13 protein-coding genes, 1 tRNA gene and 1 pseudogene are annotated in these 13,232 nt (G+C 32.6%); 13 read left to right on the top strand and 2 right to left on the bottom strand.

The genetic code is table 11. The features are described from left to right. Positions 1 to 11 precede the first annotated feature (11 nt). Positions 12 to 2,432: a zinc ribbon domain-containing protein gene (locus tag BQ7474_RS01460; RefSeq protein WP_073997296.1), complete on the top strand. Its 2,421-nt coding sequence runs from the start codon at positions 12 to 14 to the stop codon at positions 2,430 to 2,432. Between the two features lie 527 nt (positions 2,433 to 2,959). Here the strand turns inward: BQ7474_RS01460 and BQ7474_RS01465 are convergent. Next, a tRNA-Pro gene (locus BQ7474_RS01465) sits at positions 2,960 to 3,036 on the bottom strand. Positions 3,037 to 3,453: 417 nt separating this feature from the next. Here BQ7474_RS01465 and BQ7474_RS01470 point away from each other — a divergent pair. The 10 genes and pseudogenes from BQ7474_RS01470 (at position 3,454) to BQ7474_RS01510 (ending at position 10,530) form a co-directional block, all read left to right on the top strand. After that, complete coding sequence (locus tag BQ7474_RS01470; RefSeq protein WP_073997297.1) at positions 3,454 to 3,804, top strand: hypothetical protein; 351 nt, start codon at positions 3,454 to 3,456, stop codon at positions 3,802 to 3,804. Further along, positions 3,797 to 4,495, top strand: coding sequence for an ABC transporter ATP-binding protein (locus BQ7474_RS01475; RefSeq protein WP_073997298.1), 699 nt, complete (start codon positions 3,797 to 3,799; stop codon positions 4,493 to 4,495). The genes BQ7474_RS01470 and BQ7474_RS01475 overlap by 8 nt, the downstream gene beginning before the upstream one ends. A 4-nt stretch (positions 4,496 to 4,499) precedes the next feature. Then, on the top strand, positions 4,500 to 5,231 hold the full coding sequence (locus tag BQ7474_RS01480) for a hypothetical protein (protein WP_073997299.1): 732 nt from the start codon (positions 4,500 to 4,502) through the stop codon (positions 5,229 to 5,231). A 12-nt stretch (positions 5,232 to 5,243) separates the two neighbouring features. After that, a complete protein-coding gene (locus BQ7474_RS01485; RefSeq protein WP_073997300.1) occupies positions 5,244 to 5,984 on the top strand; it encodes an NAD-dependent protein deacylase in 741 nt (246 codons plus the stop codon). Continuing rightward, complete coding sequence (locus BQ7474_RS01490) at positions 5,977 to 6,360, top strand: hypothetical protein (RefSeq protein ID WP_073997301.1); 384 nt, start codon at positions 5,977 to 5,979, stop codon at positions 6,358 to 6,360. Before BQ7474_RS01485 ends, BQ7474_RS01490 begins: the two co-directional genes overlap by 8 nt. A gap of 59 nt (positions 6,361 to 6,419) precedes the next feature. Continuing rightward, complete coding sequence (locus tag BQ7474_RS01495) at positions 6,420 to 7,601, top strand: coenzyme F420-0:L-glutamate ligase (protein ID WP_073997302.1); 1,182 nt, start codon at positions 6,420 to 6,422, stop codon at positions 7,599 to 7,601. 149 nt (positions 7,602 to 7,750) lie between these two features. After that, positions 7,751 to 8,350: pseudogene (locus BQ7474_RS10830) on the top strand (YitT family protein); the annotation flags it as partial. Positions 8,351 to 8,371: 21 nt separating this feature from the next. Continuing rightward, positions 8,372 to 8,575 (top strand): DUF2179 domain-containing protein, encoded by a 204-nt coding sequence (locus BQ7474_RS10835; RefSeq protein WP_268873866.1) that lies wholly within the window; start codon positions 8,372 to 8,374, stop codon positions 8,573 to 8,575. A gap of 11 nt (positions 8,576 to 8,586) precedes the next feature. Further along, positions 8,587 to 9,420, top strand: coding sequence for a glycosyltransferase family 8 protein (locus tag BQ7474_RS01505; protein ID WP_073997303.1), 834 nt, complete (start codon positions 8,587 to 8,589; stop codon positions 9,418 to 9,420). Positions 9,421 to 9,474: 54 nt separating this feature from the next. After that, entirely contained in the window at positions 9,475 to 10,530 is a 1,056-nt protein-coding gene (locus BQ7474_RS01510) for a hypothetical protein (RefSeq protein ID WP_073997304.1), read from the top strand. Positions 10,531 to 10,599: 69 nt separating this feature from the next. Here BQ7474_RS01510 and rd read toward each other — a convergent pair whose 3' ends face one another. Beyond that, positions 10,600 to 10,758 (bottom strand): rubredoxin, encoded by a 159-nt coding sequence (gene rd, locus BQ7474_RS01515; protein ID WP_019190929.1) that lies wholly within the window; start codon positions 10,756 to 10,758, stop codon positions 10,600 to 10,602. Between the two features lie 153 nt (positions 10,759 to 10,911). Here rd and BQ7474_RS01520 point away from each other — a divergent pair, with 153 nt between their 5' ends. Both BQ7474_RS01520 and typA read left to right on the top strand, forming a co-directional pair. Next, positions 10,912 to 11,286 carry an ATP-binding protein gene (locus BQ7474_RS01520; protein ID WP_073997305.1) on the top strand — a complete coding sequence of 125 codons (375 nt, stop codon included), beginning with the start codon at positions 10,912 to 10,914 and terminating at the stop codon, positions 11,284 to 11,286. Positions 11,287 to 11,407: 121 nt separating this feature from the next. Next, positions 11,408 to 13,228, top strand: coding sequence for a translational GTPase TypA (typA, locus tag BQ7474_RS01525; protein ID WP_073997306.1), 1,821 nt, complete (start codon positions 11,408 to 11,410; stop codon positions 13,226 to 13,228). Positions 13,229 to 13,232: the final 4 nt, after the last annotated feature.

Raw genomic sequence — 13,232 nt, forward strand, 5'->3', positions numbered from 1 at the left:
GAGGAGAATCAATGTTTTGTTCTAAGTGTGGGGCAAAGGTTGATGACAATGCTAGATTTTGTCCTGTTTGTGGCAACAAACTTGATAAAAATCCTATAGATAATCCTATAGAAAAAGAGATTGAAACAAGTAAAGAAGACAATCTAATAGGCAGATCAACCTACGAATCCCTGAATACTAATGAAAATTTAATAAAAAATCAAGAAAACAGTAATAAAGATAGTAGTGAAGTTAAATCTAACAAGTTTAAGGAAATTTTTTCTGCCTTTAAAATCAAAAACAAGGACACAGAGGAAAAAGCTGTTCAAGATGGGAAAGTTCCTAAAGAAGCTTCTATAGATTCTGAATCTGATCAATCAGAATTTAGAAATAATAGTCCAGAAGAATCCTTGGAGCAAAGAGTGGAATTTGAAGAAGAAATCCCTCCAGCTTACTATGGGTACAATCCAACTGATGATAGGAAAAGCAAGGATAAGAGGAGAAAGAATACAGGAGAAGTAAATAGCTCGGATTCCAGAGAAGTCCTTAGCCATAGAAGCTTTGAAAGCTCTAAAGATCCCGTCTATTCAGATAAGGAAAACTTAGCAAGTACTCATAATATTGATGAAAATTCTAGTCTAGAAAATTCGCCTGAAATTGACGACATACCTAGTGAATATGTAGAAGCTAGGATTGCTAATCTCCTAAAGAAGAGCTCTGAAGACTCTGATAAGAAAGCGGCTAGATCTGGGAACCTTGCAGCTTTGATTAGAAGTCATCAAAGTCCTAACGATGCTTATCAAAAGACTTATTCTCAAAATAATACTTATCAAGAGACTCATAGTCAAAACAACATTCAAAGTATTCCAGAAACTCAACAAACTTATGAGTCAAGCGTAAACCAAAGCCAAGAAGTAAAAAGCGAGAATAAAGACAATGAAGAAAAGCAAGGATTTAAATTCAAGCCAATTTATCTATTGCCAATCTTACTATTAGCTCTTGCTATTGTTATTGGATATTTATTTATGAATAGAAAGCCAAAAGATGTAGAGGTAGATTTAAGCAATTATATCAATGTTAGCTATACTGGTGATAATGCAAGTGCCTCACCAAATGCATCCCTTGACACTACAAAACTTCTAAATGATTTTGCTAGCCAAATTCAATATGTAAACAAGGATAGGAAGAATGATCAATACGGATCAGCTGCCAACCAATTTGTAGAAGAATTAGCTAGTGCAACGACCTTCCAATTCTCAAAAGATTCTAATCTTTCAAACGGTGAAGAGATAACAGTTGTGGCTAATGTGTCAGACCCAAGTCTTGCAGATGATTACAACGTATTATTTGCAAACACAATGAAGTCTGTAATTGTAGATGGACTAAATGTAGAAGAATCTATCGATCCATTTAACTATATTGATATAAACTTCCAAGGAGAAGATCCAAAAATAAGTCTAACAACAAGTCTAACAGAAGATGCACCAGAATATATGAGCCAGCTAGAGATTATGCCAAGCAAAACTAGCGAATTAAAAGCTGGGGAAGAAGTAAATATTACAATAAACTTAAACGAAGAAGAAATATTTAATAACTACCAAGTAAGACTAAGTCCACTTGATAAAACCATCACCGTTCCAGGAGAGCCTAGTGATCAAAACGATCAAGAAGAGGACAAAGAAGCTAGCGAATCTAACGACGGTTATATAGCTAGTGTGGACAATTTAAGCGAAGATTTACTAAACATATTAAAAACAAACTCTGGAACCTTGATAAAAGAAACATTTAACGAAAGAACATTCACAAAAATTGAATCAATGAACTATCTTGGTGCAATCACAGGAACAGATTCAAATAGTGAAGATCTAAAAAATAGAGTTATGTTAGTATATGAAATCAAGGCAAAAGAAGATTATGAAGGACTATATCAAAATGAATACACCTACTATTCATTTGTAGAATACCAAAATGTTAAATCTGAGAAAGACCAAGATGGTAAATTCTATAGCCAAGGTCCACTAACAACAGATAATGAAATCTTCCACAAGTTCTTTGTGGCTGACGATTATACCTACTATGAAATCCCATACTATGGTTTTGGATTCCTAGAAGAAGTCATAGCCAGAATAAATAATTCATTATCAGGGCTAACAATAGATGATTCCATAGCTGTTGACCAATCAAAATACTTCACAAAGACAGATGGAGTAGCAAACGAATATCAAGGCAATGGCACTAGACTAAGCCTAAGAGAAGATGGAACTTTGAAATATCAAAAAGATAACAGAGTTCACCAAGGAAGCTGGCAAGAAAATGGAAACGAAATAAGCCTAACAATACAAGGAGTTAACGTAGATACTCCAATAAATGCGACATTTGAAAATGGAACATTAAACGTAAGTGAACAAGGCGAAATGAGTGGCCAAACATTTAACAAAATGCAAGCATTTTAGTAAAAACTGCAATCGTAAGAGATTGCAGTTTTTTAGTACAAAGAAAGTTAAAAAATAGAAAAATGAATTATAATAAGACGCGAAAAAAATCAAAAGTACTATTGCTAAGGAGATATTTCGCATTCGCTCAATATGACAGATATATCTTAATTAAAAATAGTTACAAAAAAACAGTAGTTCTATCTACTACTGTTTAAATATGGTCGGTGTGAAAGGATTCGAACCATCGAGCCTCACCTTCTCAAAGCCGAGCACTATCAATATAATATTTTATATAAAAAAATCAGTAGAAAATTCTACTGATCAATATGGTCGGGGTGAAAGGATTCGAACCTTTGAGCCTCACCTTCTCAAAGCCGAGCACTATCAATATAATATTTTATATAAAAAAATCAGTAGAAAATTCTACTGATCAATATGGTCGGGGTGAAAGGATTCGAACCTTTGAGCCTCACCTTCTCAAAGCCGAGCACTATCAATATAATATTTTATATAAAAAAATCAGTAGAAAATTCTACTGATCAATATGGTCGGGGTGAAAGGATTCGAACCTTCGACCTCATGTTCCCAAAACACGCGCGCTACCAAGCTGCGCCACACCCCGTTATTAACGATTACTTACTTAGTATACGATAAATAAATTATCTTGTCAAGCATTTATTATAAATTTTTTAAAAATTATAAATTTATGAAGTTTAGAGCTTTTTTCTAAAGTCTGTTATAATAATACCATAAGCAGACAAAAAGTAAAATAAAGGAAAAGTTATGATTAGATTTGATGCCAATGATTTTAAAGATAGAGAAACCTTTTACAAATTATTAAATGGAAAATGTATTTTTGATTATTACGTAGAAAATCTCGATGCCCTTTACGATTAATTAGTTGTCAAAGACAATGATATTGAGATAATAAATTTTCATATGGTATTTGAAAATTTGGGCGAATATGGCCAGAGGGTCATACAAGTTTTTGTTGATGCTGTAAAAGATTATGATAGTAAGGTAAGTTTGATTAATTGATATGACATATACTAGCAAAGTAGATGAAATAAAAGATTATATCATTATTGATATATTAAGCGGAAAGATAAAAAGTGGTGAAAAATTAAAGGATAGAAAGTTTTTTACCAGTAAGTTTAAAATAAATCCGAATTATTATTTTAAATTGCTTGAAGTTCTAAAGGAAGAAAATATTATCGAAGAAAAATCTGATGGTTATTATTACATTTTTGATAATCAAAAAATAGGTTTGCTAAAGAATCAATATCTAAATCGATATATAAATGATTTCTCAGCTAAGCTCAATAATATTGGTTTAAACCTCGATGATGTTATGGAGATTTTGAAACTTAGGAGTCTTGCAAATGGATAAGGCTATTGAAGTTAATAATATAAGTAAAAAATATAATAATAGTCCAGCCCTTGATGACATATCTTTTGACATTGAAAGAGGAAAGGTAGTTGGCTTGCTTGGTCCAAGTGGATCTGGCAAATCTACACTGATTAAGATATTGACTGGTCTTGTCAAGGCTGATTCTGGATCTTTTAAAATTTTAGGAGAAAATTTAAATCCTAAAGTCAAGGAAAAGTTGATCTACAAGGCTGATGACTTAATTATTGATGAGAAACTTAGGATGATTGATTTAATAAACTTATATGAACATTTTTATCCTGATTTTTCAGCAGATGAAGCCAAAGATATCCTAGATTTTTTTGGACTTGATGAAAAAAGAATGGCTATGGGTTTATCCAAGGGCCAAAGGCAAAAGTTAAATCTTGCCCTAGCACTTGCTAGCAATGCTGAGATTTTCCTTTTGGATGAAGTATTTGATGGCTTAGACCCAATTTCTACTAGTAAGGCTATAGATCTATTGATTGATAGAATTGATGGAAGGAAAACTTTCCTTATTGCCTCTCAGCAACTAGAATTAGTGGAAAATCTCATAGATGAAGTGATTTTCCTTGAAAATGTAAGTATTCACTATAGGGATACAGCTATAAATATTGGCAAAAAAGAAAAAGTTGGCATAAGTGAATTTTATGACAATATTTATTTAGGTTAAGATTATGAATTTTTTGAAATTTGATTTAATAAGAAATAAAAGATATTTTAGGAATACAAGTATTCTCTTTGCCTTGCTTATAATCCTTGGATTAGCCTTGGAATTTGCACCAAATAGTTTTCTATCTATCGATAGTATCTTATCCTATAAGCTTGTTTTTAATGTAATATTAATGATATTTGTATTTGTTAATGTAAGTTTTTCTCTAGGAATTATAAGAAAGGATTTGTTTACAAGTTCATCAACTATTATTTTTAATTTGCCTATGGGAAGATCTAAGTATTTTACAAGCAAATTACTGTTATTAATCTTAGTTTATATTTACAATTTGATATTCACATTGATTTTATTGAAACTATTGAATTACCAAATCACAAGTGATTTACTTTATTACTTTTTCTTAGGACTTATATGGTATTTGATAATTTTTGCCATAAGTTTTTATGGTCAAGCAAGAAATAGATTTACTAATAAAAATCATGGCAATTTGCTAATAATACTTATTATAGGCCTTGTCCTAATACTTGGATTTTTCGTATGTAAATACTATTCCTTAGTTTTAGTAGCTTCTGGCATACAACACGCTTTGCCTATGAACTATGCCTTCATATATCCTTTTGCTATAGGGAATTTTGGCATATATAAAAACATAACAACACTTATATACTATATAATAGTTTTGATAGGAATGTGGGCTTTGAACACTGGTAATCTTGAAGAAAATTTAGATTTATAGATTGGAGTTATTTTGGAAAATTTTGATAAAGTAAAACATATAATCAGGGATTCTAATAATATTGTGTTTTTTGGAGGAGCAGGAGTTTCTACTGCATCAGGTCTGCCTGATTTTAGGTCTGCTACAGGCCTTTATAACAAAGAAAACAATTCGAATTATTCGCCAGAATATATGCTAAGTCATGAGTTTTTCATAAATCATCCAGATGAATTTATGACCTATTGCAGAGAAAATCTAATGATAGAGGGAATTAAACCAAATGCCTGCCATTATGCTTTAACAAAGCTTGAGAAAATGGGCAAGCTTAAAGGAATAATTACCCAAAATATTGACGGTCTTCACCAAGATGCAGGAAGCAAAAATGTAATTGAGCTTCACGGCAACCTAGTTGATTTTTATTGTACTAAGTGTGGCAAAAATTTTGACCTTTCTTATACAAAAAAATTTGATAGCCTAGTGAAATGTGATGCTTGTGGTGGTATTGTAAGGCCAGACATAGTTTTATATGGCGAAGGTCTTGACCAGAACAATATTTCCTATGCTATAAATCTTATAAGCAATGCAGACGTGCTTATCATAGGTGGTACTTCTCTTGCAGTATATCCTGCTGCAGGTCTTATAGATTTTTATGGGGGAAACAAATTAGTATTAATAAATATGGACCCTACTGGCAGGGATTCCAGAGCTGATTATCTCATAAAAGGAGATATCAGCAAAATTTTAGAAGAATTAGTTGAGGGAATTGATGAATAATAAATTAAATACAGACGAATTTGGAATATTTTTACTATGGGCTGGGATAATCACGTCCCTAATCTCATATTTTGCCAAATCATCTTTTTTGTATACTTTGGGCTTTGTGTTTTTTGCCTATGCTATTTTTAGGGCCTTTTCTAAAAATATAGAAAAGAGAAGGCTTGAAAATAATTATTTTAAGGATAAGTTCCTAAATCCAATTAAAAAATCCTTGGGAGGATTTAAAGGAGATATAAAAACAAAAAGAAATGACAAAGATCACAAGCAAATTACTTGTCCAATTTGTGGGCAAAAACTTAGAATTCCAAAGAAAAAAGGCAAGATAAAAGTAAAATGTCCAAAATGTGGATCAAAATTTGATGCTAGAAGTTAAATTTTAGCATCTTTTATATTGGAAATATGAGAGTATAATTTTTTAGAAAGGGGATTATAATGAAAAGATATATAGGAACAAGAACAATTGGACTTCGTGCGCCAATTATAGAAAAAGGTGATGATTTGGTAGAAATTGTTTTTGATAGTATAAAAGATGCTGTTAAAAATGAGGATATCAAAATAAATGACAAAGACGTAATATGCGTAACAGAATCACTTGTAGCGAGAGCTCAAGGCAACTATGCAAATATTGAGCAAATAGCTGAAGACATAAATAATAAATTTTCTGGTGATGAACTAGTAGTATTATTTCCGATTCTTTCAAGAAATAGATTTTCAATTCTTTTAAAGGCTATAGCAAAATCAGGAAAGAAACTACACATTTGCTTATCTTATCCACAAGATGAGGTAGGAAATTACTTAATGGATGAGATGGACCTATTTAATAGTGACATCAATCCTTATAAAGACGTACTCGATATAGATGAATTTAGGAAAGTTGCTGGGGATTACAAACACACTTTCACAGGTATTGACTACCCATCACTATACACTGAGATTGCAGAAAACTCTGAAATTCACTTTTTGAACAATCCGGTTGATTCGCTTCAATTTTCAAAGGATGTACTAGTTTGCTCAATCCACACAAGAAACATTGTAAAAAGAAAGCTAAAAGAAGCAGGTGGAGAAAACATCCTATCCTTAGATGATATTTTGACAGAATCTATAGATGGATCAGGCTACAACAGCCAATATGGTCTATTGGGTTCAAACCTATCTACAGAAAATATGGTTAAACTCTTCCCAAGAGATGGAGAAGTATTTGTAAGTAAACTCCAAGAAAAATTGATAAACGAATTTGGCAAAGAAATCGAAGTTATGATTTACGGTGATGGAGCATTCAAAGATCCAGTTGGCAAAATTTGGGAGCTTGCCGATCCAGTAGTATCTCCTTCATTTACCAAGGGGCTAATGGGTACACCAAGCGAGCTCAAAATCAAATATATAGCAGATAGTGAACTAGCTGATTTATCTATAGAAGATAGAACAAATGCTATGGTTGATAGGATTTCAAAAAAGGAAAAAGAACTAGTAGGCAAAAACGAAACTCTAGGTACTACACCTAGACAAATCACTGATTTACTAGGATCTCTAGCTGACCTAACATCAGGTTCAGGAGACAAGGGAACACCAATTGTATTAGTCCAAGGCTATTTTGATAATTATTCAGACAATTAATTAAGGAGATAATGGTGGCTACAGAATGTTCCGATGAGAAAAGGAATAATGAAATTTTTGGTAGAAATTTTATAAATAATTACTTAGAAAGAAGGGCTGTGGCCAAACACAATCACGATCTTATGGACGAGTTGACTAGGTATTTGCTCATGGCTTTTGCCGCAATACTTATGGCTTGCGGCACACACTTTTTTAAATATCCAAATTCCTTTGTAATTGGTGGGGTTGAGGGAATGAGTATAATCGCATCAACCTTCATTCCTCTTACATGACCTCAATTAACCCTAATTATAAATATAGCTTTGCTAGTAATAGCTTTCTTTATCCTTGGCAAGCACTTCACACTAAGGACTGGATATGTTGCTATACTAAACTCACTAACAGCACTTGCCCTAGATTATATTTTTCCAATCGAGGGTTCCCTTACAGGCAACAAGATGCTAGAATTGGTATACACACTAATTATATCTGCCTTTGGCTCTGCAATACTTTTTAACCTTGCAGCTAGTTCTGGGGGAACTGATATAATTGCTATGATTTTGAAGAAATTCTCATCACTTGAAGTAGGTAAGGCACTTTTAGCGGTAGATGGTATATTTACTATTGCTTCTATTTGGATTTTTGACATTGAAATAGGTCTGCTTTCCGTGTTGGGACTTTTGTTAAAGGGGATTTTTGTCGATGTAATCATCCAATCCTTTAACACAGATAAATTTTTCATAATAATTACAACAAAGCCAAAGGAAATTGGTAGTTTCATCAGAGATGATTTGAACCGTTCAGCCACTGTCCTTGATGGGATGGGTTTATACAAAGGAGTCAAAAGATCTATATTCTTCTTGGTCTTATCACCAAAGGAAGCCCCTAGGACAAGAGCCTTCTTAAAAAATATAGATCCATATGCCTTCATAACCATATTAAACACATCAAAAATCATAGGTAAAGGATTTTATATAACTAGTGATTCCGAATAGGGGAGAATTAATTGAATATATTAGTAAGTTGTGATCAAAACTATCTTAATCCACTAAAGACGATGTTGTATTCACTTTTTTTAACAAATGAGGTTGATATTGACATCTATCTCTTGCATAAGTCAATAGATGATGAGAGTATTGAGGGTTTAAGAGACTTTATAAAAGAAAAATCAAATAATAAAGCAAGATTGAATAATGTTAGGGTGGATGATGATTTTTCATCTGCCCTAACTACTTTTTATTACACAAGTGAAATGTATTATAGACTAGTTGCCTACAAGTACCTGCCAGAAGATATGGATAGAATTTTATATCTAGATCCAGATATTTTAGTTTTAAATTCACTAATAGACTTATATAATGAGGATTTTAAAGACAATCTATTTATGGCTGCCATCCATACCATGCCTACAGTTCAATCTGCAAACAAGGCTAGACTTATGATAACTAGTGAGAAAACTGATATCACTAAATATTACAATTCTGGCATACTTATGATTAATTTAAAAAAGGCTAGAGGTAATATTTATCAGCAAAAAATCCTGGACTATGCAAATAACACTAGAAAAGCAGGTCTTATGATGCCCGACCAGGATTTGTTAAATGTTGTTTTTAGAAATGAAATTATGGAAATCCCAGAATTAAAATACAACTATGATGCCAGAAGATTTACTACCTACAAGGTCATGTATGATTATAATCTGTACGATGTCATGGCAAATACTGCTATCCTACATTTTTGTGGCAAGAGAAAACCATGGCTTAAAAATTATATAGGGAAGTTTGATAGTTTGTACAAGTTTTTCTGGCATCAAGCTATAGAAAATAAAGATTTGCTTTGAATTGTGTAGAAAATAAGTGTAAAATATAAGTAGAGACCAAGTTAAGGAGGATATATGAAGTCAATTAGTAAATTAACCCTAATTTATCTTTCCGTGGCTTTGTGTTTTTCTCCTAAATCTTATGCAAACGAAGCAGAAGAGGTCAACAGCAATAAAACAGGTTCAGATCTTAAGACGGGAGAAAATATAATTTTAACAGAGCCCGATATTGAAGTAGACGCTATAATAAAAGATCTAAACGAAAGCACAGATAAAATTCAAGACAAAGTAGAAACAGAAGATACTAATGAGAGTAAGAACAATACTGAAAAAAGAGAAGAGAAAAATACTACAAACAGTGTAACTACATCAAAGCCTTTAAAAAGTCCAAAAATTAAGGAAAGCTCCAAGGAATCAAAAGAAAACTCTTCATCATCTACTCTAGATATTAGCCCAGCTCCCAATAACATAAGCAAGCAAACATCATCAAACAAAGATGTAGACGAGTTGATGGCAGAAATCAAAACTTTTTTGAAAAATAATAAAGAAAGGGAGCAAAATAGAAATTCTGCTAACAGTTCTAAAAAAGATGATGATATAAAAAGAAAAGTTGAAAAAGTAAGTGATGTAGTAGTATCAAATAAGATAAGCAAAGAAGAATCAGAAAAAATTGCCAAATCAACAAAAGATATAGTCAAAGAATATAACAAAAAAATTGAAGCTACTAACTCTGAGGCAAGAAAACAAGAGCTTGCTCAAGAAGCTATAGATAAAATTAATCAAAATGTGAAGTCGACATCAAAAGAAGCTTATGATTATATCAATAAAAAAGATGATGAGGTGACCTTGTTTGATCAAAAAAATGAAACATTGGTTTTAGAAATTGATGCTCCAGGATCTAGTGAAAATGATAAGAATTCAAATGATGAAGTCAAAGATTTAGATGAAAAAGATTTGACAAGGGGTGAATCATCATCTCTATCAAGGTCGCCCAAATTAAGCAACAAGAAAGATAGTAAAAAGTCCACTCTACCAATTATTCTAGGAATTGTACTAGTAATAGGCATATCAGTAGCCCTAAGTCTAGCCCTAAAGGTGAGAGAAAATAAAAAGATTAAATCCAAAAACTAGGCTAATATTTGCTTAGCTTTTGGATTTTTTAAAAGAAAAAGAGGCCAGTGGCCTCTTCTAAATTTTTAATTATTCTTGTGGTTCAAACATATCTTTGCCTACTCCACAAACTGGGCAAACCCAATCTTCTGGAAGTTGGTCAAATTCTGTTCCAGCTTCGATACCGTTATCAACATCGCCTTCAGCTGGATCATAGATGTATCCACATGCTGTACATACGTATTTCATACCAATGTCTCCTTTCATTGTTATTACATATATATTATACCACACATTTTGTTTTTCTATCATATTTTGACAGGAAATTATTAAATTATCGATTTTATCAATGTTATTTAGGATTCTTTGGGTATAAGATTAATAAGTTAAGAGGAGCTTATTATGGAGATTATTAGAAATTTGCTTCATTCTGATCTTTTCCTTATCAAGGAATTTAGGGATGATACAACTAAATTTCTCGAAAATCTAAATCTTGATGAAGATATGATTTTTAAACTTAGGCTTATTTTAGATGAGCTAATAGTAAATTCTTATAAACATGGCAATGCAAAAGATTTTGATAAGATTATAGAAGTCATAGTCCTAATTGATAAAGATTATTGTATGATAAAGGTTAAAGATGAAGGTGAAGGTATAAAATATGGCAAGGATAGAGACCTGCTATCTAATCATGGCAGAGGAATACAGATAGTAAATACTTTATCGGATAATTTGATAGTGAAAGATAACATGGTGGCAGCCTTTGTCCATTTCTAAAGCATGCTATAAATACACCTAGCGATTTTAATTCTAGGTGATTTTTTATGTGTTTAATTGATAATGATATAGTCTAAGATATAATATATTGATAGAATTTATAAGTTTGAAAGAAGGAATTATGAGAAGAGAAGATGTAAGAAATGTTGCAATCATAGCCCACGTTGACCACGGTAAAACTACCCTTGTCGATGGACTTTTAAGAACTGCAGGAACATTTCGTGAAAATCAAGCAGTAAACGAAAGAGTAATGGATTCAAATTCTATAGAAAAAGAAAGAGGGATTACTATCCTTTCTAAGAACACTGCAATCCATTATAAAGATAAGAAAATAAACATAATCGATACCCCAGGCCACGCTGACTTTGGTGGAGAAGTAGAACGTGTACTAAATATGGCTGAATCTGTAGTCTTAGTTGTAGATAGCCACGAAGGACCTATGCCACAAACTAAGTTTGTTCTTAGAAAATCCATAGAATTGGGTCTTCCAGCAATTATTTGTATAAATAAGGTTGATAGGCCTGACCAAAGAATTGATGAAGTAGAAGATGAAATCCTAGACTTATTTATATCACTTGATGCAGATGAATCATACTTAGAAAGTCCATTTGTATATGCATCAGCAAAAAATGGCTGGGCAAGCCTAGAAAAAGGTCAAATAAAATCAGATATGTCTGATCTTTTGGATACAATAATAGATTACACACCTGCCTTTGAAGCAGAAGAGGATGTGCCATTTAAAGTTCTTGTATCAACAACAGACTACAATGACTACCTTGGTTCAATTGCCATAGGAAAGGTTGAGCAAGGCGTTATCAAGAAAAATGCAGATGCGATAATCACAAACTACAACGAAGAAGGAAGAAAAGTAAAATCAAGAATCGTAACTATATATGAATTTGATGGTCTAAATAGAGTAGAGGTCGAAGAGGCTAAATTTGGATCAATAGTTGCCCTATCTGGTATGGAAGATATCTCAATTGGAGACACTATTGGAACAGAAGCAGACCATGAACCAATCGAGTTTACAAAAATATCCGAACCAACACTTTCTATGACTTTCTCAGTAAATGACTCACCATTTGCTGGTCGTGATGGCAAATATGTTACAAGCAGGCATATAAGAGATAGGTTATTTAAAGAAAAAGAAACAGACGTTTCATTAAAAGTTGAAAATACAGATTCTACAGAAAGTTTCAAGGTGTCAGGTCGTGGAGAGCTTCACCTTTCAGTTCTAATAGAAAATTTAAGACGCGAAGGTTATGAATTCCAAGTTTCAAAACCAGAAGTAATGTATAAAGAAATAGATGGTAAGAAAAATGAACCTATAGAGATTGCTACTATAGATGTCGATCAAGAATACACAGGTTCTGTCATAGAAAAATTGGGACGCAGAAAAGGCGAACTAATTGATATGACACCAACATCTTCTGGCTACACCAGAATGATTTTTAGAATACCTGCAAGGGGCTTAATAGGCTATAGAACAGAGTTTCTTACAGATACCAAGGGTACAGGTATACTTAACTCAGAATTTGAAGAATACGCTCCATACAAGGGAGATATTGAAACTCGCCAAGACGGATCTCTTATAGCTAGCGAGCAAGGTATAGCTCGTGCCTATGGTCTAAATTCTGCCCAATCTAGGGGATTGTTGTTTGTAGAAGTAGGGGATGAGGTTTATGAAGGCCTTGTAGTTGGAATGAACCCAAAGGGTCTAGATATAGATGTCAACGTATGTAAGCAAAAGAAACTAACAAATACCCGTGCGAGTGGTTCTGACGATGCCATCATGCTAACACCAGCAAAAAAAATGAGTGTAGAAGAAATGATGGAATTTGTTGAAGATGATGAATTAATTGAAGTTACGCCAAATAATCTAAGAATTAGAAAGAGAATACTAGATTCAAACTTAAGATACAAATCAAAGAAAAATAAGTAGGTGT

This window comes from Anaerococcus urinomassiliensis (assembly GCF_900128425.1).
Taxonomy (GTDB): domain Bacteria; phylum Bacillota; class Clostridia; order Tissierellales; family Peptoniphilaceae; genus Anaerococcus; species Anaerococcus urinomassiliensis.